The following is a 22,168-nucleotide window of genomic DNA, read 5'->3' as shown; positions in this document are numbered from 1 at the left end:
CCTTCACAGGTCAAGAATCATGCCGCCGATGGTCAAGCCCGCGGCCGTGCCCATCATCAGCAAACGCTGGCCTGCCACGGCCCGCCCCGTCATCACCGCCTCGTGCAGGGCGGTGGGCAAGGACGCGGCCACCTGGTTGCCATGCGTTTCAAAGATCTTGATGATTTTAGCATCGGGAACGTCGAGGATGCGCGCCGCATGCGCGAGTCCCAATGGACTGGCCTGGTGCGGCACGACCACGTCGACTTTTTCCAGTCCTGCACCCGATTCCTGCATTAGTTCCGCCAGGAAATCCGGCATCACCTTGACGGCCAAGCGGAACACGGCCTTGCCATCCATGCGGAACAGGTAGTCGCCCGGTTCGCAGCCGTTGCGCGGGTTGCGCTCGGTGCCGCCGCCGCGGATTTCGCAGTAGCGCCGCCCTTCCGGATACGTGCCCATCTTGTAGGCGCGGATGCCGGCGCTGCCATCGCCGCGCTCGACGATGACGGCGGCGGCGCCGTCGCCAAAGATCATCGACGCTTCCGGCTCGCTCCAGTCGACGCCGCGCGAGGCGAGGTCGGACGAAACGATGGCGATGCGCCGGTAGGCGCTGCCCGCCAGCATGGACGCGGCCACGCGGAAGGCGGCCATAAAGCTGAGGCAGCTGGCGTTGACGTCGAAGCTTTGCGTGCCTGGCGGCAATCCCGCATGTTCGGCCACGAAGCAAGCCGTATTCGGCAACGCTTGCTCGGGCACGCCGTTGGCGCAGATCAACAAGTCGATGTCGGCCGGACGCAGGCTGGCATTCTTCAGCGCGTCGAGCAGGGCGGCGGCGCCCAGCTGGCTTTGCGATTCATCGGGCGCGGCGACAAAGCGCGACAGCACGCCGCTCTTGCGCAGGGTATAGCCAGCCGGATGGCCCAAAGTCAGGTCCAGGCTGGCGGAAGTCACACTCTGCGACGGCACGGCCTTGCCCGTCGCGATCAGGCGAACTGGAATCATGTTGGCCTTAACAAAATAAAATAAATACGGTTGATGAAGGGTCTATGCGCTAATCGCGTGCCAATGGCGGCAATGCAACGCCGCAGTTCTTGCAGAAACTGGCATCGTCATCGAGCCCTTCCTTCAGGCACGTGGGGCAAGTACGCGTGGTGACCAGCTTGGAACTGCGCTGTACCGTCATTTCCGCGCTGATAATGCCGGTAGGCACTGCCAGGATGCCCCAGCCGAGCAACATCATCAGGGAAGCGATGGTGCGCCCGATGTCGGTCCTCGGCGTGATATCGCCGAAACCCACGGTGGTCATGGTGCTGATGGCCCAGTAAATCGACGTGGGGATGCTGCTGTAACCGTTCTCCGGTCCTTCCACCACGTACATCACAGTACCCAACAGAAAGACCACCATCATGACAAAAGACAAGAAAATGAGGATTTTGCGCCGGCTGGCCAGCAAGGCCCGCCCCAGCACCGTGTATTCATGCACATACGACGTGAGCTTGAGGATACGGAACATGCGCAGCAGGCGCAAAATGCGCACGTCGATCAGCACATGCGCGCCCGGCAACAGCAAGCCGATGTAGGTGGGCACGATGGCCAGCAAATCGATAATGCCGAAAAAACTCTTGGCATAGCGCACCGGATGCTGCAGGCACGACAGGCGGGCGAAATATTCGATGGTAAATAAAATGGTGAAAAACCATTCCAGCGCCGTCAGCCAGGTGCCATAGCGCTCGGCCACGGAGGCGACACTGCTGAGCACGACCACCGTCACGCTGATCAGGATGGCGGCGATCAGCAGCAAATCGAAGGCGCGGCCCGTGCGCGTTTCCGCCTCGAAAATGACGGTGTACACCTGCTCGCGCCAGCCCCGCTCGGGCTTGCCATATTTCTGCTGCGTTTCCTGCGCCGCCAGTTGCTGCGGCGTCAAGGGTGCCGCTCCGCTCTTCGTCGCGGCTTTCATGTGGGTAATGTGCTCATATACTATTATTGTATAGATAATTTACAAAGCACGGCGACACGCACGGTTGCGCTACAGGTTTCCCCACAACAACACTACGACAGCTTTTTCGCCAGCAGCACGGCATTGCGCCGGTCGCGCTCGGCTTGCACGATGTCCGCCGTGCGCGCTTCCGACAAGCCCACCGTGTGCAGCACGGTGGCCGTCAGCTGCAGCGCCGATTCCAGCGCCTCGGGCACGACCAGGGTGGCGCCCGCCTGTATCAGGGCCACGGCATGTGCCTCGTCGCGCGCCCGCGCATACACGGGCAGCTGCGGATACTCGCGGCGGATCGATTTCACGGCATGCAGCACGGACGCCGCATGGTCCATCGTCAATACCACGGCGGCGGCCCGGTCCGCATTGACCTTTTGCAACAATTCCGCGCGCGACGCATCGCCGAAATACACGGGGAAGCCGCGCGGATGCAGGGTCGTCACCAGTCGCGCATCATTTTCAATCGCCACATACGCGATATCCTGCTCCGTCAGCACCTTGGCCAGCAACTGCCCCACCCGGCCAAACCCGGCGATGATGACGGTGCTGCCCTGCGGCGGCGGCGCGCCGTGCGCCAGGTCGGCAAGCTGGTGGTGGTGGCGCTGCTCCCACCAGTTGCCGAAAGCGCGCGCCGCCTTGGCCAGCGCCGGCGTGGCAAACAGGCTCAAGCCCACCACCAGCATGACGAACTGCGCCACCTGCGGGCCGATCAGCTTGGTACCCAGCGCATACGCGACGACGATGAAGGCGAATTCACCGCCCTGCCCCAGCAGCACGCCCGTTTCCACGGCGCGCCCCCAGTGAAAGCCGCCGATGCGGAAAATCACGCTGATGACCAGGGTTTTCAGCGCAAACAGGCTCAGCACGGCCAGGGGAATCAAGACCGGCGACTTGAGGATTTCGCGCACGTCGATCTGCATGCCTACGGACATGAAGAACAAGCCCATCAGCAAGCCCTTGAAGGGCTCGATCGTCACTTCCACTTCGTGGCGGAATTCCGTTTCCGCCAGCAGCAGGCCGGCCAGCAAGGCGCCCAGCGCCATCGACAGGCCCGCCAGGTACGTCAACCCCGCGATGCCCAGGGTGCTGAGCAGGGTCAAGGCCATGAACACGTCGGGCTGGCGTTTCTTGACGAAAAACTGGAACAGCGGGCGAATCACGCGGCGCCCCAGCAGATAGATCAGCAGGATGGCGCCGGCCGACTTCACGGCCGCAAAGCTGAGCAGATACGCGAGATCGTCGCTGCGCCCGCTGGCGAACACGTCGATCAGGATGAACAGCGGCACCACCATCAAATCCTGGAACATCAAAATGGAAAAACCCGCCTGGCCGGCCGGCGTCTGCAACGAGCGCTGGTCCGTCAGCAACTGCATCACGACGGCCGTCGACGACAGCGACAGCACCAGGCCCAGCACGATGGACGCTTCCAGCGACAGGCCAAAGTAATACGCGACGCCGCCGATCAGGCAGGCGCTGACGGCCACTTGCCCCACGCCCGCGCCAAATACCCAGCGCCGCAGCGCCCACAGCCGTTCCGTCGACAGTTCCAGGCCGATCATGAACATCAGAAACATCACGCCCAGCTCGGCCAGGCCGCTGACCTGCTCGGCACGCACGAACGAGAAATACGTCAGCCACGTGAAGTCGCCCGCCCACAGGCCGAAGCCGAACGGGCCGAACAGGGCGCCCACGGCCAGGAAACCGAGGACCTGGTTGACCTTCAGGCGTTGCAATAACGGAATAAAAATCCCGGCCAGGGCGAGAAACAGCAGGGTTTCCCGCAAATACGGTAAGGCGTGTTGCTCTTCCAAAATAATCCTAACTAAATATCATTCATGCTGAATTGGTCGTGTCGCATGCGCGGCCATGGCGAAGTAAGTGCACACACGATATTTTGCCACAAGGCAACAAAGTCGCTACGGACGCACCGCTTGCGGCGGCGCCAGCATGTCCGCGCGGGGGCGGCCCCAGCCCGGCACGTAGGCGGGACACGGCCGGTTGCGGAACTGCTGCAGTTCGACGGTCGTGAAATTGGGCAACATGCCGGGGTTGAAGCGCACGTCCGTCAGCTTGTCCGCATTCAACCTGGGCATGCGGGCAAAGCGGAACCAGGCGTCCACATAGCAATTGTCTTCCTGCAGCGCGCGCAAGGCGGCCAGGCTGCCCTCCGCCTTGGCCGACACGGCGATGCCGGGCGCCAGTTGCTGGCCTTGCTTACCCGTTTCCACCAGGCCAGCCGGGCAGGCGGCGGGCGCCAGCGCCTCCGGCAGCAGGCTCAGGGTGCCGCGCCGCAAGGTGTACACGTCCGTCTTGCTGTCGAGCGAGACATAGATCCAGCACAGCGGATTGCTGGGGAAGGCCGTCATCGCCACGTCCCACACGCGCGTGCCGGGATCGAGGCGCTGCACGGCCGCCTCGATGCGCGCACGGCCGAGGGCCGACGCCACGCCCTGCGTGCCGATGAACGTGGCGGCCAGCGCGAAGGCCAGCAGCAGCGGTCCGCGCCCCCGCTCGCCGGCCCGTCCCTGCAGCACGGCAAGGACCACGCCCAGCCCCAGCAGGATGACCAGCGAAGCGGGCGCCAGATAGGTTTTATAGGTGAAGAAACACAGGGCCGCCGTCAACCCCGCCAGCAGCACGCTTTTGACGATGCCGTAGTGCAAGGACATGATCACGGGCACGCCCAGCAGCACCCAGAACATGGGCTCGACAATGAAGACCATGTCGCCATACAGCCAGCGGCTGTCAAACGGATAGAACGGGTGCAAGCCATAGGAATTGAGGAAATCCATGCCCATGTGCAAGCAAAAGCCCAGCAGCAGGCAAGCGGCCAGGCCGATGCGGGCGGGTACGCTGCTTTTCAGCAGCCGGCGCGCGCCGGGCCACAGCAGCCACAGCAAGGCCAGCAACAGCAGCGCCTGCGGCAAGGCCAGCAGCAAGGTATGCGTGTGGCCGCGGTGGTGCAACATGTAGCCGAACGGGCGCGGCAACAGCCTGGTCAGTACCAGGTCGAGGTCGGGCGCGTTGCTGGCAAACCATGCCGAAAATAAAAACAGCGCGCGCCGGGTGCGCTGTGCGGGGGCCTGCGGCTCGGGCGGCAGGCTGCGGTGTACCAGTTCGCCGACCCCGAGGCCGATGACCGAATGCGTAATATTATCCATAGGGCAATTTTACAGGATGCCCGCCCTGGCGTGCTCTTGCACGACTGCCTGCGCGACAAAGCTACAGCTTCTCCAGCTCCGGGCCACGCATGCCCACCAGCAAGGCGCGGCCGTCGGGCAGCACGCGGAACTCGCCATAGCGGGCCTTTTCCCAGCGCGCCGCCTCGCCTTCCTTGAAGAACCAGGCATCGCTGACGAGCACCCAGTTCCCATCCTTCGGCGTCAGTTCGAGCAGGAATTCGCCGGGCGCCAGCGCCTCTTGGGTGTACGGGCGCAGCAGTTCCGCCACGCCGCGCGCATCGCGCATCGCCACGACGAGGGGCCGGCCAGGCGCCCGGTCCACGCTGGCCAGGGTGGACAGGACGCCCAGGTTGACGAAATTGAGGCGCATATAGTCGCCCTGCATCAGCGAACGGGGATCGACGGGTTCCAGCGCCACGAAGATCGCTTGTCCTTTGGCAATCAGCTGCTCTTTTTGCCAAATGCCGCCATTGGCGACCAGCAACACCAGCAGCAAGCCCCCCAGCACGCCCAGGCGCGCGGCGCGGTGTTCAAGAACCACGCCCGCCGGTTTGCTTTCCACCAGGTGCAGCACGGCGCCGCGCGTGGCCAGCCACGACAGGGCGCACAGCAGCGCGCCGGCCATGGCCAGCAGCGCCGCCTTGCTGGCCAGCGGCCAGGCCAGCTGGTAATAAAAGCTGCCGAGTATCCACGCCGCCGCCAGCGCGGCCGCCACGGCCACGCGCGAACGCCCGCTCGTCAAACAATACGCGAGGATCAGCAGCACGGGCCCCAGCGCCGGCATGAACCACGCCAGCACGATCAGCACCAGCGCCACGCCGATGGCGGGCAACTGGCGCAGGGCCGGCCAGCGCCATCCCGTCCAGGCGGCCGCCGCCGTGGCCAGCACGAGCGACACCCCATTCAACACTTGCGCATACCAGGCAACGGCCTGGTGCCGGGTCGCTTCGCGCGCCACGTCGCCGACAATACCGCCGCCCAGCGCGCCGCCCAGCATGAAGGTCATGCCGGACCAGAAGACCAGCCCCAGCAAGATTGCCAGGACCCACCCCGTCGACAGCGATTCCAGGAAGGCGGCGATGGACGCGCCGCGGCCATCGTTGAAGGCCTGCTTTTGCAGCCAGTGGGCGCCCAGCCAGAGTGCCAGGGCCAGCATCCAGGCGCTGTACAGCTGCGTGGGGTCGTTCTCGAAAATCCAGTCGCGCGTGCTATCGATGATGCCCAGCCCCAGCAAGCCGCAGGCGACCAGTCCCAGCAGCACGCGCAGCCAGTCGCGCGGCAGGGCGGCGGCCGTCAGCAGGCACGCCAGGCACATCAGCAGCGACGCCGTCTGCGTGGCATAGTCGCGGAACAGGGCATAGCCGAGCAGGCTGCCGCCCACCAGCAGGCATGGCACGGCCAGTTGCTCGACAAACAATGCCACGCCGCGCGTGCGGATCAGCAGCACGGCCACCACCAGCACGATGGCGGCCACGACATACGCGCCGGGGCCGTGGCGCACGACGCTTTCCAGTCCCGCGCCCAGTGCCAGGACCAGGGGGATGGCGGCCAGCCAGGCGCCAAGGGCCGTCATCAGCACCAGCGGCCACGGCCGTACATCCTGCACGGGACGGGCGGCGCCGGACGGCAACAGGCCGGCGCGCGTGGCGTCGTCGATCAGGGTGGCGAGCGCATCGGCTCGCTGACTATTGATATGGCTCATGCCGCCTCCCGGCGCGTGCGCCACAAAATGCCTTGCACGGTGAGCGCCAGCAGCACGGCCGCGAACAAGCCCAGCATCACCAGCCTGCCGATGCCATCGCCATTGCCGCCGCCATGGAACAGCACGTGCCCCAGCCCCCACACCAGCAAGGTGTTCAGGCCCAGCGCGACGGCGCTCAGGCCGAACACGTCAAAGAACCGGCGCGTAGCCAGCAGGATGCCGGCGACGGCCAGCAAGCCGAGACCGGCCCAGTACGGCGATTCGATCTCGCTGCCGAACAGGGCGCTGACGGCCGTGCCCGTGATGAGGAAGGTGGCCAGCACCAGGCCCAGACGCAAGGCCCAGCTGCCCGCGCCCGTCCAGCGCGCCAGCAGGGGCGAGACGAACGCACAGCCAGCCAGCACGGCCAGCCAGCCGCCGATGAAAATGGGCAGATCGGCCGAATCGACGCGCCAGCTGTTGTGCGCATGCGCCTGCATCCACAGGGTGGCGGCCGTCGACAGTATCAGCATCCACGGCGTCCACAGCACGTCGCTGCGCGCCACCAGGCACAGGGGCAAGGCCAGCGCGGCCCACAGGGCGAACAGCTGCCACGGATCGGCGCCCGTCTGGTAGGTCTGGCCGAAATACGCGAACAGGCCGCCGATGGCCAGCAAGGCCAGCAGCAGCAAGGGCACGCGCGCTTTCGGCACGGCAAACGCGCCCACGCAGGCGGCCGCCAGCACGCCTTGCAGCAGGGCAAAGCGGCCCATGCGGCCCAGGTCTTCCCAGTTGGCGGCCACCCAGCAGATCAAACCCATGCCCAGCAACACGGCGCCCAGCACGGCCACGCCACGCGGCAGCCAGTAGGCCAGGCGCGCCGGTTCGCGCTGGAAGCCGGCCACTTCCTGCAACTGCCGGGTTTGTTGGGCATCGAGCGCATAGTCCGAGGCGAGTTGGTACACGGCGAGGCGTAAATCCATCGTCTGCTTTCAGGTTGATTGGTCGTAAGAAAGCGTCAGCGCTCGACGCTGACGCCGCGCCAGAAGGCGACGTGGCCGGCAATTTGCTTGGCGGCATCCTTGGGCTGGGGGTAATACCAGGCCGCGTTGGCATTGACGGCGCCATCGACGACGAGGTCGTAATAGCTGGCCGTGCCCTTCCACGGGCAGATGCTCGTGTGGCTGCTGGGACGCAGGTATTCCTGCGTCACGGTAGCTAAAGGAAAATATACATTGTTTTCAACGACTTGCACCTGCGCATCGGTGGCTTGCGCGATGACGGCGCCATTCCAGCTGGCTGTTGGCATTTGACTATCCTCCTTCTGCGCCGAGTGTAGCGCAAAAAGTCCGCCATGGCGCGCGCCATTGGCGCCCCGCTCAAGCGCCGGCGATGATCTGGCGCAAGGCTTGTTCGAACACTTCGGGAGGTTGGCCGCCGGAAATCAGGTGACGCTCGTTGATGATGACGGCGGGCACCGAATTGATGCCGTTCTGCTGGTAGAACTGTTCCTGCGCGCGCACCTCGTCCGCATACGCGCCGGAGGCCAGCACCTCGGCCGCTTTCACGCCATCGAGCCCCACCTTGCCGGCCACGGCCAGCAGCACCGCGTGCGAGGACGGATCCTGTCCCTGCGTGAAATACGCATCGAACAGCGCCATTTTCAATGCCTTCTGGCGCCCTTCCAGTCCGGCCCAGTGCAGCAGACGGTGCGCGTCAAACGTGTTGTAGATGCGGCCGCGCTTGTCCATGGCAAAGGTAAAGCCCAGCTGTTCGCCGCGCGCGCGGATGGCTTCGCGCGACTGCGCCATCTGTTCCGGGGTGGAGCCGTATTTGCGGGCGATGTGTTCGCCGACATCCTCGCCTTCGGGCGGCATGTTGGCGTTCAGTTCGAAGGGCTGGAAGTGGATATCGGCCTGGACGGTGTCTTGCAGCGTGTCCAGCGCCTGCTCCAGCGATTTCAGGCCGACCACGCACCAGGGGCAGGAAACGTCGGACACGAAATCGATACGGATGGGGGTAGGTGTGGCGGGAGTGGAACTCATGGTGGGCAGCCTTTGCGCGAGTCGGTGGCGGCCGCACCGCGCGGCGCCGCAAGCACAGCATATGCGTGCGGCCCGCGGGAAATCAAGCGCTTACTTTTTCTTGGCGGGCGCCTTGGCCCCATCCTTTTTGCCGCCGATCTTGCTTTCCTTGCCAGAAAGCAAGTTCGCGATGTTCTGGCTGTGGCGGTAAGCGAGCAGCACGCTCATGACGATGACGGCCAGCAAGATGGGATCGACGCCAAACAGCAAGCCATAGTAGAACGGCGCGAACAGGGCCGCCACCAGGGCTGCCAGCGAGGAATAGCGGAAGGCATACGCGATGATCAGCCAGGTGGCCAGGGTCGCCAGGCCCAGCCAGGGATTGATGCCCAGCAACACGCCGAGGGCCGTGGCCACGCCCTTGCCGCCGACGAAGCGGAAGAACACGGGCCACAGATGGCCGAGGAAGACGGCGATGGCCACCAGGGCCACGGCCGTGTCGCCCACGCCCAGCGCCGTGGCAAAATGGTCGGCCAGGAACACGGCCAGCCAGCCCTTGGCGCCATCGCCCAGCAGGGTCATGATGGCGGCGCCCTTGTTGCCGCTACGCAGCACGTTGGTGGCGCCCGGATTTTTCGAGCCATAAGTGCGCGGATCGGCAATGCCGTAGACCTTGCTCATCACCACGGCAAACGATATCGAGCCGAGCAAGTAAGCGGCCACTGTCATTGCCACGGTTGTGATTACTGGATTCATTTCTTCCCTTTATTGTGTTTATTGCACCAGCATCGAGGCTGGCGCAGCAGAATATACACCAGCGCCCCGTCCAGGGACAGGGCGGAGCCCCGCTTTCTTGCTCTCTTAATCCTGCAAGGCGCACTGCACCGGTTTGGCTTGCAACAAATCAACGAGCACCTGCGGCGCCAGCGAGACGAGGAAACCGCGCCGCCCGCCATTGATATAGATGCGCGGCAATGCCAGGATGGATTGCTCCACGTACACGGGCATGGCCTTCTTCGTGCCGAACGGCGAGGTGCCGCCGATCATGTAGCCGGAATGGCGCTGCGCCACTTCGGGCTTGCACGGCTCGACGGACTTGCAGCCGATGCCACGCGCCAGATTCTTGGTCGACACCTTGCAATCGCCATGCATGAGCACGATCATCGGCTTGGCCGCCTCGTCCTGCATCACCAGGGTCTTGATCACCGCGTGTTCGGGCACGTTCAATTCGCGCGCCGAGACGCTGGTGCCGCCGTGCTCCTCGTAGGGATACGGATGTTCTTCGAAGGAAACTTGATGCTTGCGCAGCAACTGCGTCGCCTGGGTTTCGGAAATATGCTCTTTTTTAGCCATGCGTGATACGCTGATCGTTCAGTGAGGAGTGCTAATTATGCAGGAAGAAATCCGCTTTGCCACATTCAATGTCTGCAACCTTGCCCCCGCCGGGGCGAAATTGTATGACAACCTGGAACCGTTGAGCCCGGCGCAATACGAAGCCAAGGCGGAATGGACGGCGCGGCAAATCGACCTGCTCGACGCCGACGTGATCGGCTTCCAGGAAATTTTCTCGCAAGCGGCCCTGCGCGACGTGCTGTCGCGCACGCGCCATTACCGCGCAGCCACCCTGGCCGGCTACGATGCCATCGATGCCGCCGGACGCATGCTGCCCACGGTGGCACTCGTGTCGCGCTTGCCGCTGGCCGGCGCCGGTGTTGCCTGGGCGAATTTTCCCGCCGGCGTGAGCGTGCCTGCCGAAGACGATGCTGGCCGCTTCGCCCGCGCGCCGCTGCATGTCCAGGTCATCTTGCCTGGCGGACAACTCACGGACGTGGTCGTGGTGCATTTGAAATCGCGCCGCCCCGACTACCGCCATGGCGACGGCAACGATGCCACCGCCTATGCGCTGGCCAACCTGCGCTCGCTGCAGCGGCGCGGCGCGGAAGCCGTGGCCCTGCGCGTGCTGGCAAGCGAACTGGGCCACAGCGGCCGTCCCCGCATCGTGCTGGGCGACTTCAACGACATCGCCAATGCCGTCACCACGGCCATCGTCATGGGGGCGGGCGCGCCGTGCGAAGCGGGTGCCGAGATGCGCGAACGCCTGTACGACGCCAACGCCATCCAGCAGCGCCAGGACGCCCTGCGCCACGTGGGCTACACGAATATCCACGACAGCGCCTACATGACGATCGACCACATCCTCGTGTCCGAACATTTTCATCCCGCCTCGCCGCGCGCCATCGGCGTGCTGCAGGAAGTGACTTATCTCAACGACCATCTGCTGCTGGGCTTGCGGCACGCCTCCGACCATGGCCAGGTGCTGGCACGCATCAAGCTGCTGGGAAATATTGACTAACTCAGTCACTAGTGCAGCAACTTCGCCAGCGCGCTGCCCTCCACTTGCGCGCTGGCATAGCGCCCCTGGTATTGCTGGCAGCCCTGCCCCCGCAGATACGCCAGCTGCTGCGCCGTTTCCACGCCTTCGGCGATCACCGTCAATTGCAGCTCGCGCGCCATGGCGATGATGGTGGCGGCCACGGCCGTGTCGGACTCGCCCGCCGCGCCGTCCGCCGCGGCGGGCAGGAACGAGGGGTCGATCTTGAGCTTATCCACCGGGTAATGGCGCAGATTGGCCAGGCGCGAATAGCCGGTGCCGAAGTCGTCGATGGCCAGCCTGGCGCCCAACGCGCGCAGTTGCGCCAGCACGCCGGCCAGGCGCGCGCCGCCCTTCATCAGCAAGGACTCCGTCACTTCCAGTTCCAGGCAGCTGGCAGGCAAGCCCGACGCGGCCAGCGCCTCTTGTACGCTGAGCAACAAGTTATTGTGCAGGCATTGCGCCGGCGACAGATTCACAGCCACGCGCCAGGCATGGCCCGCGTCGTGCCAGGCGCGCGCGCGCAGGCAGGCGTGGCGCAGCACCCAGTTGCCGATCGACACCATCAAGCCGCATTCCTCGGCCACGGCGATAAAGCGCTCGGGCGGCAGCATGCCCAGTTGCGGGTGGCGCCAGCGCAACAGCGCTTCGGCGCCGACGATCTGCCCGCTGGCGACATCGAGCGCAGGCTGGAATTCCAGCACGAATTCCTCGCGACCCAGCGCCTCGCGCAAGCCTTGCTCCAGGCTGGCCCGCTCGACGATCTGCGCATTCATCTCGGCATTGAAAAACTGGAAATTGTTGCGCCCGCTTTCCTTGGCGTGGTACATGGCGATGTCGGCGTTATGCACGAGGCTATCGATGCTGTCGCCATCGCTGGGAAAGATGGCCACGCCGATCGAAGTGGACACATGCAATTCGTATTCGCCCAGTTGATAGGGCTGCGTGACGGCATGCAGCAGGCTGGACGCCACGTGGGCCACCTGGTCGATGCCGCCCACCTCGGCCAGGATGATGACGAACTCGTCGCCGCCATGCCGGCTGACCGTGTCGACGCCGCGCACGCAGCGCACCAGGCGCCGCGCCACTTCCTTGAGCAGCAAGTCGCCCACGTGGTGGCCCATGCTGTCGTTGATGTGCTTGAAGTGGTCGAGGTCCAGGTACAAAATGGCCAGCATGCTCAGCTTGCGCCGCGCGGCCGCCAGCGCCAGCGACAGCCGGTCCAGCAACAGCACCCGGTTCGGCAAGTCGGTGAGGAAATCGTGCTCGGCCAGGTGGCGCGTGTGCTCCTCGTTTTTCTTGCGCTCGCTGATATCGCTGAGGATGGCCAGGTAATTGCTCAATTGCCCCTGCGAATCGCGGATGGCCGTCAGCGACAGCCAGGCCGGGTAGCGCCCGCCCGCCTTGCGCTGGCCCACGATGTCTCCTTGCCAATATCCGTTGTCCCCGACTTCGTCCCACACGTGGTCGAAAAACGCCGGCGCGTCCGGTTCCGCCCCGTGCAGGACGAAGGGCTTGCCCAGCATGTCGTCCAGGCTGTAGCCGCTGATCTCGCTGTACGCGGGATTCATGCTGACGACCCGCTGCTGCGGGTCCAGCACGACGATGGCTTCGCGCGCATGCTCGACCACCTGCGCCGACAGGTACAGGGCCCGCTCGGCAAGTTTGCGCGAGGAAATATCCCGGATCACGGCGTAAAACAGATAGGTGTGGTCGAGCGTGACGGAGGTGAGCAACACTTCGCCCCAGAACAGCTCGCCCGCGCACGTCTGGTAGCGCCAGTCGTAGCGGCAGTTGCCGTCCGCGTGGGCCTGCCCCGCCAGTTGCGTTCCCCGCAACGCTGACAATTCGCCATCGGGCTGGCGCAAGGGCGAAAAATCGCTGAGGCGGCGCCCCAGCAGCCGTGGCCGGTCCTCGCATTGAAACAGGACGATGGCGGCCGGATTGGCGTCGGCGATATGCTCGTCACGCAGCAGCAGGATGGCATCGGCGGATTTCTCGTACAACTGGCGGAAATTGTCGCCCATCAGCAACAAGGTGCCCTGCGCGGCGCCGTCCTGGCCGCTGGCCGTGATGTCGACGTCGATGCAGACCACTTGCCGCACTCGCCCGGACTGGGTGACAGGAAACACGGTGGAACAGATGCAGCGCGGCGCGGCCCCATCGGCGCCGAGCTTCCACAGGCGCGTGCTGCGCGCCTTGCCGCTTTCCCACACGGCCGCCAGTTCGCCGGCAACCTCCTCGGCCAGGGTGGCATCCGGCAGCGAGGCGGCCACCCTGGCCCACGGCTGGCCCAGCGCCAGCTCGGCCGTCACGCCATACAGGCGCGCCGCACCCAAGCTCCAGTAGCGCACGATGCCATCGCGGTCGATGCCGCGCACGGCCAGGCCCGGTGCCTGCTCGACGGCGGCAACGATGATGGCCAGCAGATCGAGCGCCTTGCCGGCCGCTCCCGCCTGCGGTTCGGCAGCGGCCAGCAAACGGCCCGGCGACGGGGCGGCCCCGGCAATCCGTTCAGACATCAGCCCCCCGTGGCGCGGCCGCACGGCAACCGGCGGGCGAATGGCCTGTCCGGTGGCGCAACCATCCCACCCATTCTTGCGCGCCGGCGAATCGGCTTCTTGAGGATGCGCAAGCATCGTGACGTGCAAGGCGTCGATGCCGGCAGTGTCTTTGGTCGCCGTTTTTTGCATTCCAGCCCCGATTTTGTGCAATCTGTCGCACGGCGATGGCGGCCGGGCTGGATTCTTCCTAAAGTGGCAACATGCGCATCGCCGTGAACGGCTGCAGCGGCAGGCGTGTTGTCTGCGGCCGCCACGGTGATGCGCTACCCGAATTCCCCCGGCCAGCGACAGGCCGGGTCCGCACCGAGACCTGGCGCCGAACCCCTGCGCCGCTCCTGACCAAAAATACCTATGAAAAACGAGACCCTGCCCCCCGCCTCTCCCCTTGCAGCCACGCGCCGCCGGCGCTGGCGCACCCCCGTGCTGATCCTGGTCGTGCTGGGCCTGGCCGGCGGCGGCTGGACGGTGATGCAATCGAAGCAACAAGCCGCCAAGGCGGCCGAACTGCAAGCGAGCAAGAAGAAGGAGCAGGCCAAGACGCCCGTGCATGAACTGGCGCAGGGCGACGTGGCCGCCATCGCGGCGCGCGCGCTCAGCATCAGCTTGCCCCTGTCCGGCTCGCTGGCGCCCGTGACCCAGGCCACCATCAAGGCCAAGGTTTCCGGCGTGATCCAGGAAACGACCTTGCAGGAAGGCCAGCAAGTGGCGAATGGGCAAATCCTCGTGCGCCTGGATGCGGCCGACCTGCGCGCCCGCCTGACGCAGCAGCAAGCCATGCTCGACGAAGCCCAGGCGCGCCTGTCGATGGCCAGCAAGAATGAAGCGAACAGCCAGGCCCTGCTCAAGCAAAAATACATTTCGCAGACGGCGTACGACACGACGCAAAACTCGGTCGAGCTGGCGCGCGCCAACGTCAAGTCCGCCGCCGCCATGGTCGATATCGCCCGCATCGCGCTGGCCGATGCGGTGATCCGCGCGCCGATGGCCGGCATCGTCAGCAAGCGCCACCTGCAGGCCGGGGAAAAAGTCTCGCCCGACATGCCCGTCTACACCATCGTCAACCTGGCGCAGCTGACCCTGGAAGCGCCCGTGCCCAGCGCGGAAATCCCCCGCATCAAGCTGGGCCAGGACGTGCACTTCAAGGTCGACGGCTTCGGCGCACGCGACTTCGCCGGCAAGGTCACGCGCATCAACCCCACCACCGAGAGCGGCTCGCGCGCCATGCTGGTCTACATCGCCGTCGACAATGGCGACGGTGCGCTGCGCGGCGGCATGTTCGCCAAGGGCAGCATCGTCACCGAGCGGTCAAACGTGGCGCCGCTGGTGCCCCTGACGGCCGTGCGCAATGAAAAGCAGGGCCCCGTCGTGTATGCGCTGGTGAACAACAAGGTGGTCGCCCAGCCAGTTACCCTGGGACTGCGCAACGAAGATGAAGGCTATGCGGAAGTGACGTCCGGCCTGGTGCCGGGCGCGAAAGTCATCATCGCCAGGCTCGATGGCGTCAAGCCGGGCCATGGCGTGACCTTCGCCGCACCCGCCGCCGCCCCTGCCGCGCCGGCAGCCGTGCTGGCACGGAAGGACTGAGCCATGTGGATGACCAAAGTCAGTATCCAGAACCCCGTCTTCGCCACCATGGTCATGGTGGCGCTGGTGGTGCTGGGCATCTTCTCCTACCGGGGCCTGGGCGTGGAAAGCATGCCCAGCGTGCAGTTCCCGTTCGCCGCCATTGAAGTGAACTATCCGGGCGCCTCGCCCGAAGCCGTGGAAAACGACATCACGCGTCCCATCGAGGACGCCGTCAACACCGTCAGCGGCATCAAGACCATCCGCGCCAACTCGTGGGAAGGACGCGCCGGCGTCTACCTGGAATTCGAGCTGTCGACGAACATGGACAAGGCCATGCAGGACTTGCGCGACAAGGTGGCCCTGGTGCGCCCCCGCTTCCCGAAGGAAGCCAAGGACCCGTTCATCGCGCGAGCAGAAGGCGACAACGAGCGCCCCATCGCCACCATCGTGCTGACGTCCACCGGGCATGACCTGCGTTCGCTGTCGACCATGACGGAACAGATCATCAGCAAGCGCTTCCAAGGCGTGGCCGGCGTGGGGCAAGTCAAGCTCCGCGGCCTGCGCGCGCGCCAGATCCTCATCAGCATGAAGCCGATCGAACTCAATGCCCAGGGCATCGGCGTCGATGAAGTGATCCGCGCCATCCAGGCGACGAATACCAATTTGCCGGCCGGCTCCATCAGCCATGGCGCGGCCGAACAGCTGGTGCGCGTGGAAGGCAAGATCAAGGATGCGCGCGAATTCGGCAAGATCATCGTCGCGCGCCGCGCCGTCGGTCCCGTCTACCTGGACCAGGTGGCCACCGTCGTCGACGGCGAGCAGGAAGAACTGTCGATCTCGCGCATGAACGGCCAGCAGGCCGTGACGATGGAAATCACCAAGGTGCAGGACGCCAACGTGGTCGAAGTGGGCACCGGCATCCTGAAAGTGGCGGCAGACCTGCAAAAGACGCTGCCGCCCGATATCACCCTGCGCGTGCTGGACGACGAATCGGAGCGCGTGCAAAGCCAGCTCGATAACGTCAAGCGCACCATCATCGAAGGCGCCGTGCTGACCATGGTGATCGTCTTCCTGTTCCTGCATTCGTGGCGCTCGACCATCATCACGGGCTTGACCCTGCCGATCTCCGTGCTGGCCAGCTTCATCGCCATGAAGGCCTTCGGCTTCACCCTGAACTTCCTGACCCTGATGGCGCTGTCGCTGTGCATCGGCCTGTTGATCGATGACGCCATCGTCGTGCGCGAAAACATCGTGCGCCACCTGGGCATGGGCAAGAACCACTATAAGGCGGCCAACGACGGCACCAATGAAATCGGCCTGGCCGTGATGGCCACCACCTTCGCCATCGTCGCCGTGTTTGTCCCCGTCGCCTTCATGGACGGCATCATCGGTCGCTTCTTCCTGCAGTTCGGCATCACCGTGGCCGTCGCCGTGCTCGTCTCCCTGTTCGTCAGCTTCACGCTCGACCCCATGCTGTCGTCCGTCTGGCGCGACCCCGTCAAGGACCGCTTCAAGTACGCGCCGTGGCTGGGCCGCTTCATGGCCTGGATCGAGACGGGCATCGACCGCCTGCATGTATGGTATGGCAAGGTGCTGGCTGTCGCTTTGCGCTGGCGCAAGACGACCCTGGCCACGGCCGTGGCCCTGTTCGCGGGCAGCCTGATGCTCGTGCCGATGATCGGCGGCGAGATGTTCCCGGAAACGGACCAGGGCTGGGTCAACCTGCGCTTCAAGACGCCCGTCGGCTCCAGCCTCGAATACACGGATACCAAGGTGCGCCAGATCGAAACGGCGCTGAAGGAATTCCCTGAAATCGACAGCCTGGTGGCCAATGTCGGCACGCAGGACGGGCGCAACACGGCCGAGGTGAACCTGAAGCTGACGGACATCAAGAAGCACAAGCGCCGCTCGCAGCAGGAGCTGGAAAAGCTGATCCGCGAACGCCTGGCGCCGATTGCCGGCATCACCCTGTCCGTCGGACAGCGCCCCATCTTCATCGCCATCCTCGGCACGGACGAAGGCAAGCTCGATGCAGTGGCGCACACCCTGATGGACAAGATGCGCGGCATCAAGGGCCTGGCCGACATGGAGTACAGCCAGGAAGGCGCCAATCCGTCGACCACCGTGAAGATCAATAACGAACTGGCCAGCGACCTGGGTTTGTCGGTGCAGCAGATCGGCAACGCCCTGCGTCCGTTCGTGGCGGGCGACACGGTCAGCCACTGGCTGGCCGGCGACGGGCAAAACTACGACGTCAACGTGCAGCTGCCCAAGTCGGGCCGGCAAAAGGTGGCCGACCTGGCCGACCTGTCGCTGGCCTCCAGCAAGCTTGACGCGAACGGCAAGCCCGTCATGATCCCGCTGCGCCAGGTGGTCGACTTCGTGCCGTCATCGAGCCCGCAGGTGCTGAAACGCCAGGCCTTGCAGCGCAGGGTCGCCATCTATGCAGGCACGCAGGGCCGCCCTGCAGGCGACGTCGACGCCGACGTGCAGAAAGCCATCAAATCCATCGACCTGCCGCCCGGCGTGCGCTTCGACGTGGCCGGCAATGCGCAACAGATGGCCGAAACCATGGGCGGCGCCATGATGGCGCTGGGCATCGCCGTGATCTTCATCTACCTGGTGCTGGCGTCGCAGTTCGGCAGCTTTTTGCAGCCGATCGCCATCATGGTGTCCCTGCCGCTGTCGCTGATCGGCGTGCTGGCCGCCCTGCTCATTACGGGCAGCACCCTGAACATCTTCTCCGTGATCGGCTTCATCATGCTGATGGGCCTGGTGACCAAGAACGCGATCTTGCTGGTGGACTTCACCAACCAGCGCCAGCGCGAAGGCCTGGGCCAGTTCGAGGCGCTGATGGAAGCGGGGCAAGTGCGCTTGCGCCCCATCCTGATGACGACACTGGCCATGGTCTTCGGCATGCTGCCGATGGCCATCGGCATGGGCGACGGCGGCGAATCGCAGGCGCCGATGGGCCGCGCCGTCATCGGCGGCGTGATCACCTCGACCCTGTTGACCTTGGTGGTGGTGCCCGTCGCCTACACCTACCTCGATAGCCTGGGCAAGCGCGCCGCGCGCTTTTTCGGCGGCAGCGGCGAGCACGCCGACTCCGCCGACGACGGCAAAGCACACGCCCACTGATTGACCGGTCGCCTTCACCGTCCCCGCATTGGCGGGGACGACGCGGCGGCTTCCTGAAGAGAGCTTCAGTTGACCAAAGCAGCCCCACTGGCTAGACTGTCCCCGTTATCAATGATATGGAGTGACTCGTGGGTGCTTGTTCCAGTGACAGTAGTCGATTGACCATCGGCGATCGGCCTTAGGCAAGACGCGCGCATTCCGCCCGCCCTGCCCATGGCAAGGTGCGGTTTTATCAGCGGCAGTATTCTCTCGCCGCCACTTCCCTCCTCATCGTTCCACCGTTATCGTCTGCTGCCCCCTTTCGGGGCGAATTGTCTTCGCCCCCCGCACTCGCCTGTTCCTCCCCAGCCGGGAGAAACTGATGGTGGTATTTGACTTTGCGCTGCGCGTTGCCGCGGCATTGACCCTGGGCGCCATGATCGGCGCCGAACGCCAGCTGCGCCAGCGCATGGCGGGCCTGCGTACGAACGCGCTGGTCTCCGTCGGCGCCTCGCTGTTCGTGATGGTTTCCGTGCTCGAAGGCGATAGCGCCGGCCATATGCGCATCGCCGCGCAGGTGGTCTCCGGCATCGGCTTCCTGGGCGCCGGCGTCATCATGCGCGAAGGCATGACGGTGCGCGGCCTGAATACGGCCGCCACCCTGTGGTGCTCGGCCGCCATCGGCATCCTGTGCGGCCTCGGGTTTGCACTGGAAGCGGCCATCGGCACGGGATTTGTACTGGTGGCCAACCTCGTGCTGCGCCACCTGGCGCAACGCATCAACGCGCACGGCAGCGAAGCGGGCATCGAGACGGAAAGCATCTACCGCGTGACGGCCGTGTGCGAGGCGGAGCAGGAAGTCCTCGTGCGCAACCTGATGCTGCGCATGATCAGCGGCATGCCGGCCCTGATGCTGCAATCCTTGCACAGCGAGGATGCCGCGCACGCCGGACGCATCGAAGTGCGGGCCGACCTGCTCACGCCCCTGTCCAGCCTGGGGTTGCTGGAGCAGATCGTCAGCCAGGTCAGCCTGGAAGGCAGCGTCTCGGCCGTGCGCTGGGCGCTGGTGAACAACGCGGAATTTGTCGCCGAACGGGGAGTATGATGATGAAAAAATTCTTCCATTGGTTTGCCCGGCGCGGTCCGGCCGTCGCCACCTACCGCCTGACCGTCACCTGCCCCGCGGCGCAGGCCGACCACGTCGTGCGCCTGCTGCTGGCCGAACTCAAGGGCGCGGGCCTGGCGCCGTCGCAAATGCTGCGCAGCTGGGACGCGGCCAGGCAGGTGGTGCAGCTGATCGCCACGGTGCTGTGCCAGGCCGTGCAGCGCGCCGTGCTGGTGCGCTTCGTCAACCGCGCGGGCGCCTGGCCGCAAGTGCGGCAAGTGCGATGGGAAGGCGTCGCACCTTCAGCTTGAGGCGTGCAGGCGCATGAGGAACAGCGCGCCGCCCTGCGGGCGGTTCTGCGCCTCGATGCTGCCGCCATACGCGTGCACGATGGCTTGCGACAGGGCCAGGCCCAGGCCGAAACCGGGCGCCTCGCCCGCACGCGCCTGGGCGCCCCTGTAAAACCGCTCGAACAGGTGCGGCAAGTCTTCCACGCCGATACCCGGTCCCGCATCGGCCACGCCGACGATCGCATGCGCGCCGTCGCGCGCCACGTGCACGCTGATGCTGCTTCCGGGCGGCGAGAATTTCACGGCGTTATCCAGCAAATTGGCCAGCACCAGGTCGACCGGGCCGGCCGCCACCCTGGCCTGCACGTCGACACTTGCATCGAAGACGATGCGGATACCGCGCTGCGCTGCCGCCTTTTCCAGGCGCTGCGCCGCCGCCCGCACGAGCGGATTGAGTGCGATGATTTCCACGGCGTTGCGCTCCTGGCCCACGTCCAGGCGCGTGAGCATCAAGAGCTCTTCCACCAAGGTCGTCAGGCGCTGCACCTCATCGAGGCACGATGCCAGCGCATCGACATACTCGGGCGACTCGCGCGGGCGGCGCAGGGTGATTTCGATTTCCGTGCGCAGGCGCGACAGGGGCGAGCGCAATTCGTGCGAAGCGTCAGCCGTGAAGCGGCGCTGCGCATCGTAGCCGTGTTCCAGGCGGTCCAGCATGGCGTTCAGGGTATCGACCAGGCGGCCGATCTCGTCCTGCGTGCCGGGATGGGGCAGGCGCTGGTGCAAACTGGCTTCGCCGATCGAATGCGCCTGGTCCACCACGTCGTCGATGGCGCCCAGCACGCGGCGCGTGAGCATTTCGCCGGCCAGGCCCACGGCCGCCAGCAAGGCCAGCGCCATGGCGCCAAACAGCACGGTGGCCGCGGCCAGCACGTGATTGGTATCGTCGAGCGAACCGGCCACCTGTACCGCCAGGCGCGCGCCGGACGATGGCACGGGAATCGAGACCATGCGCAGCGGCTCTTCGCCGAACTTCGGCAGGGTCTCGAAAATGGTCTCGCCGGCCGCCAGGCGCGCCAGCAGGGCGGGAGGGGCCGGCAATTGCGCCGCCTCCAGGTTGCGGCTGCGCGCCAGCACGCGGCCTTCGCCATCGATGATCTGCACCAGGCGGTCGAGCCGCGTCAATGACGGCGGCGCCTGGCCCGGCGCCACCTCGTGCACCTGCACGGGCTGGCGCGGCGCGGCGGGCAGCATGGCCATTTCCGTCTCGGCCAGCGCCAGCAGGGCCGCATCGAGCTGGCCGTGCACGGCGCGCGACAGCCCCCAGTAGCCAGCCAGCGCCGTGCAGGCGACGATGGCGAGGATGACGGCCAGGTGCACCAGCAGCAGGCGCTTGCGAAAGCTAGCCACCGTTGTTTTCCGCCAGGCGGAAGCCGCGTCCGCGCACCGTGTGTATCAATGGCGGCAAGCCCGGCGCATCCACTTTCCCTCGCAGGTTGCGCACGTGGACATCGATCAGGTTGTCGATGCCGATCAGGTCCGCCTGCCAGATCTGCTCGGCCAGGCGCGCGCGGCTGACCACTTCGCCCGCCTGGCGCAGCAGGATCAGCAGGATGGCGTACTCCTTGGGCGTGAGCACCAGCGGCACGCCAGCCCGCGTCGCCTGGTGGCTGACGGGATCGAGCGTCAGGTCGGCCAGCGCCAGCACCAGCGGGCGGCTGATGTCGGAGCGGCGCAGCAGGGCGCGGATGCGCGCCAGCAGCTCCTCGAATTCGAACGGCTTGGTCAGGTAATCGTCGGCGCCCGTGTTCAGGCCCGCCACCCGGTCGGCCGTGGCGTCGCGCGCCGTGAGCATCAGCACGGGCGTCTGGATGCCGCGCGCGCGCAAGTCGCGGCAAAAATCGATGCCCTGCTTGCCCGGCAACATCCAGTCCAGCACGATTGCATCGTAGTCGATGGCGTAGCTTTCGTCCTCGCCCTCTTCCGCGCTGTGCGCCACGTCGACGACAAAACCTTCTTCCTGCAAGCCCCGCGCCAGCAGGCGCGCCGCCTTGCGGTCGTCTTCCACCAGGAGGATTCTCATGCCTGCCTTTCGCATTGCGCCGTGTTTTCCATGCTGGCATTTTACCGCGCCACACCGTGCGCGCACGGAACCTGAAGAATGATTCAGGCGTTCTTGGGCGCTTCTTCAGGACCACATTGCTATGCTTTCCCGGCGCTGTTGTGACGCTGCCTGCGCCACCTGCGCCCCTCTCATTGCCCGCCTGGGCACGGCATCCACGCATGCCCCCTC

Annotated in this window: 18 protein-coding genes; 5 read left to right on the top strand and 13 right to left on the bottom strand. The window is 65.5% G+C overall.

What is annotated here, in order from left to right; translation table 11 throughout:
- Positions 1 to 3: 3 nt before the first annotated feature.
- The 10 genes from CLU94_RS18035 to ybaK form a co-directional block, all read right to left on the bottom strand.
- Positions 4 to 984: a 3-oxoacyl-[acyl-carrier-protein] synthase III C-terminal domain-containing protein gene (locus CLU94_RS18035; RefSeq protein WP_099666625.1), complete on the bottom strand. Its 981-nt coding sequence runs from the start codon at positions 982 to 984 to the stop codon at positions 4 to 6.
- Positions 985 to 1,033: 49 nt separating this feature from the next.
- Entirely contained in the window at positions 1,034 to 1,942 is a 909-nt protein-coding gene (locus tag CLU94_RS18030; RefSeq protein WP_099666624.1) for an ion transporter, read from the bottom strand.
- 92 nt (positions 1,943 to 2,034) lie between these two features.
- Complete coding sequence (locus CLU94_RS18025) at positions 2,035 to 3,786, bottom strand: cation:proton antiporter domain-containing protein (RefSeq protein ID WP_099666623.1); 1,752 nt, start codon at positions 3,784 to 3,786, stop codon at positions 2,035 to 2,037.
- 105 nt (positions 3,787 to 3,891) lie between these two features.
- Positions 3,892 to 5,136, bottom strand: coding sequence for a metal-dependent hydrolase (locus tag CLU94_RS18020; protein ID WP_099666622.1), 1,245 nt, complete (start codon positions 5,134 to 5,136; stop codon positions 3,892 to 3,894).
- Positions 5,137 to 5,197: 61 nt separating this feature from the next.
- Complete coding sequence (locus CLU94_RS18015; protein ID WP_143451464.1) at positions 5,198 to 6,859, bottom strand: GDYXXLXY domain-containing protein; 1,662 nt, start codon at positions 6,857 to 6,859, stop codon at positions 5,198 to 5,200.
- Positions 6,856 to 7,821, bottom strand: coding sequence for a DUF2157 domain-containing protein (locus CLU94_RS18010; RefSeq protein WP_099666620.1), 966 nt, complete (start codon positions 7,819 to 7,821; stop codon positions 6,856 to 6,858). The genes CLU94_RS18015 and CLU94_RS18010 overlap by 4 nt, the downstream gene beginning before the upstream one ends.
- Positions 7,822 to 7,856: 35 nt before the next feature.
- Positions 7,857 to 8,147, bottom strand: coding sequence for a DUF427 domain-containing protein (locus tag CLU94_RS18005; protein ID WP_099666619.1), 291 nt, complete (start codon positions 8,145 to 8,147; stop codon positions 7,857 to 7,859).
- A gap of 70 nt (positions 8,148 to 8,217) precedes the next feature.
- Positions 8,218 to 8,883: a DsbA family oxidoreductase gene (locus CLU94_RS18000; protein ID WP_099666618.1), complete on the bottom strand. Its 666-nt coding sequence runs from the start codon at positions 8,881 to 8,883 to the stop codon at positions 8,218 to 8,220.
- Positions 8,884 to 8,973: 90 nt separating this feature from the next.
- Positions 8,974 to 9,618 (bottom strand): glycerol-3-phosphate 1-O-acyltransferase PlsY, encoded by a 645-nt coding sequence (plsY, locus tag CLU94_RS17995; RefSeq protein WP_257218863.1) that lies wholly within the window; start codon positions 9,616 to 9,618, stop codon positions 8,974 to 8,976.
- Between the two features lie 105 nt (positions 9,619 to 9,723).
- Positions 9,724 to 10,215, bottom strand: a complete 492-nt coding sequence (gene ybaK, locus CLU94_RS17990; protein WP_099666616.1) for a Cys-tRNA(Pro) deacylase — start codon at positions 10,213 to 10,215, stop codon at positions 9,724 to 9,726.
- Between the two features lie 37 nt (positions 10,216 to 10,252).
- Between ybaK and CLU94_RS17985 the strand changes: the two genes are divergently transcribed.
- Entirely contained in the window at positions 10,253 to 11,215 is a 963-nt protein-coding gene (locus CLU94_RS17985; RefSeq protein WP_099666615.1) for an endonuclease/exonuclease/phosphatase family protein, read from the top strand.
- 8 nt (positions 11,216 to 11,223) lie between these two features.
- Here the strand turns inward: CLU94_RS17985 and CLU94_RS17980 are convergent, their stop codons facing one another.
- The gene (locus tag CLU94_RS17980; RefSeq protein ID WP_099668374.1) at positions 11,224 to 13,755 is read right to left on the bottom strand and encodes a sensor domain-containing protein; all 2,532 of its coding nucleotides are present in this window, start codon (positions 13,753 to 13,755) and stop codon (positions 11,224 to 11,226) included.
- Between the two features lie 393 nt (positions 13,756 to 14,148).
- Here CLU94_RS17980 and CLU94_RS17975 point away from each other — a divergent pair, with 393 nt between their 5' ends.
- The 4 genes from CLU94_RS17975 (at position 14,149) to CLU94_RS17960 (ending at position 19,896) form a co-directional block, all read left to right on the top strand.
- The gene (locus CLU94_RS17975; RefSeq protein ID WP_099666614.1) at positions 14,149 to 15,381 is read left to right on the top strand and encodes an efflux RND transporter periplasmic adaptor subunit; all 1,233 of its coding nucleotides are present in this window, start codon (positions 14,149 to 14,151) and stop codon (positions 15,379 to 15,381) included.
- A 3-nt stretch (positions 15,382 to 15,384) separates the two neighbouring features.
- A complete protein-coding gene (locus CLU94_RS17970; RefSeq protein ID WP_099666613.1) occupies positions 15,385 to 18,501 on the top strand; it encodes an efflux RND transporter permease subunit in 3,117 nt (1,038 codons plus the stop codon).
- 364 nt (positions 18,502 to 18,865) lie between these two features.
- Positions 18,866 to 19,585 (top strand): MgtC/SapB family protein, encoded by a 720-nt coding sequence (locus CLU94_RS17965; RefSeq protein WP_218965356.1) that lies wholly within the window; start codon positions 18,866 to 18,868, stop codon positions 19,583 to 19,585.
- 2 nt (positions 19,586 to 19,587) lie between these two features.
- Positions 19,588 to 19,896, top strand: a complete 309-nt coding sequence (locus CLU94_RS17960) for a hypothetical protein (RefSeq protein WP_099666611.1) — start codon at positions 19,588 to 19,590, stop codon at positions 19,894 to 19,896.
- On the opposite strand, the gene CLU94_RS17955 is transcribed toward CLU94_RS17960, so the two are convergent.
- Both CLU94_RS17955 and CLU94_RS17950 read right to left on the bottom strand, forming a co-directional pair.
- Complete coding sequence (locus CLU94_RS17955) at positions 19,888 to 21,285, bottom strand: sensor histidine kinase (RefSeq protein WP_099666610.1); 1,398 nt, start codon at positions 21,283 to 21,285, stop codon at positions 19,888 to 19,890. The two genes, CLU94_RS17960 and CLU94_RS17955, sit on opposite strands and share 9 nt — an antisense overlap.
- Positions 21,278 to 21,958, bottom strand: coding sequence for a response regulator transcription factor (locus CLU94_RS17950; RefSeq protein WP_099666609.1), 681 nt, complete (start codon positions 21,956 to 21,958; stop codon positions 21,278 to 21,280). The genes CLU94_RS17955 and CLU94_RS17950 overlap by 8 nt, the downstream gene beginning before the upstream one ends.
- Positions 21,959 to 22,168 lie beyond the last annotated feature (210 nt).

The sequence above is a fragment of the Janthinobacterium sp. 13 genome, from assembly GCF_002749695.1.
Classification (GTDB): domain Bacteria; phylum Pseudomonadota; class Gammaproteobacteria; order Burkholderiales; family Burkholderiaceae_D; genus Janthinobacterium; species Janthinobacterium kumbetense.
This window is presented reverse-complemented; position numbering and strand designations above follow the sequence as displayed.

Bases quoted from the DNA above. Each gene is read 5' to 3' on its own strand.
- CLU94_RS18035 (WP_099666625.1), bottom strand. From the start codon at position 984: ATGATTCCAGTTCGCCTGATCGCGACGGGCAAGGCCGTGCCGTCGCAG.
- CLU94_RS18030 (WP_099666624.1), bottom strand. From the start codon at position 1,942: ATGAAAGCCGCGACGAAGAGCGGAGCGGCACCCTTGACGCCGCAGCAA.
- CLU94_RS18020 (WP_099666622.1), bottom strand. From the start codon at position 5,136: ATGGATAATATTACGCATTCGGTCATCGGCCTCGGGGTCGGCGAACTG.
- CLU94_RS18015 (WP_143451464.1), bottom strand. From the start codon at position 6,859: ATGAGCCATATCAATAGTCAGCGAGCCGATGCGCTCGCCACCCTGATC.
- CLU94_RS18010 (WP_099666620.1), bottom strand. From the start codon at position 7,821: ATGGATTTACGCCTCGCCGTGTACCAACTCGCCTCGGACTATGCGCTC.
- CLU94_RS18005 (WP_099666619.1), bottom strand. From the start codon at position 8,147: ATGCCAACAGCCAGCTGGAATGGCGCCGTCATCGCGCAAGCCACCGAT.
- CLU94_RS18000 (WP_099666618.1), bottom strand. From the start codon at position 8,883: ATGAGTTCCACTCCCGCCACACCTACCCCCATCCGTATCGATTTCGTG.
- plsY (WP_257218863.1), bottom strand. From the start codon at position 9,618: ATGAATCCAGTAATCACAACCGTGGCAATGACAGTGGCCGCTTACTTG.
- ybaK (WP_099666616.1), bottom strand. From the start codon at position 10,215: ATGGCTAAAAAAGAGCATATTTCCGAAACCCAGGCGACGCAGTTGCTG.
- CLU94_RS17985 (WP_099666615.1), top strand. From the start codon at position 10,253: ATGCAGGAAGAAATCCGCTTTGCCACATTCAATGTCTGCAACCTTGCC.
- CLU94_RS17980 (WP_099668374.1), bottom strand. From the start codon at position 13,755: ATGTCTGAACGGATTGCCGGGGCCGCCCCGTCGCCGGGCCGTTTGCTG.
- CLU94_RS17975 (WP_099666614.1), top strand. From the start codon at position 14,149: ATGAAAAACGAGACCCTGCCCCCCGCCTCTCCCCTTGCAGCCACGCGC.
- CLU94_RS17970 (WP_099666613.1), top strand. From the start codon at position 15,385: ATGTGGATGACCAAAGTCAGTATCCAGAACCCCGTCTTCGCCACCATG.
- CLU94_RS17960 (WP_099666611.1), top strand. From the start codon at position 19,588: ATGAAAAAATTCTTCCATTGGTTTGCCCGGCGCGGTCCGGCCGTCGCC.
- CLU94_RS17950 (WP_099666609.1), bottom strand. From the start codon at position 21,958: ATGAGAATCCTCCTGGTGGAAGACGACCGCAAGGCGGCGCGCCTGCTG.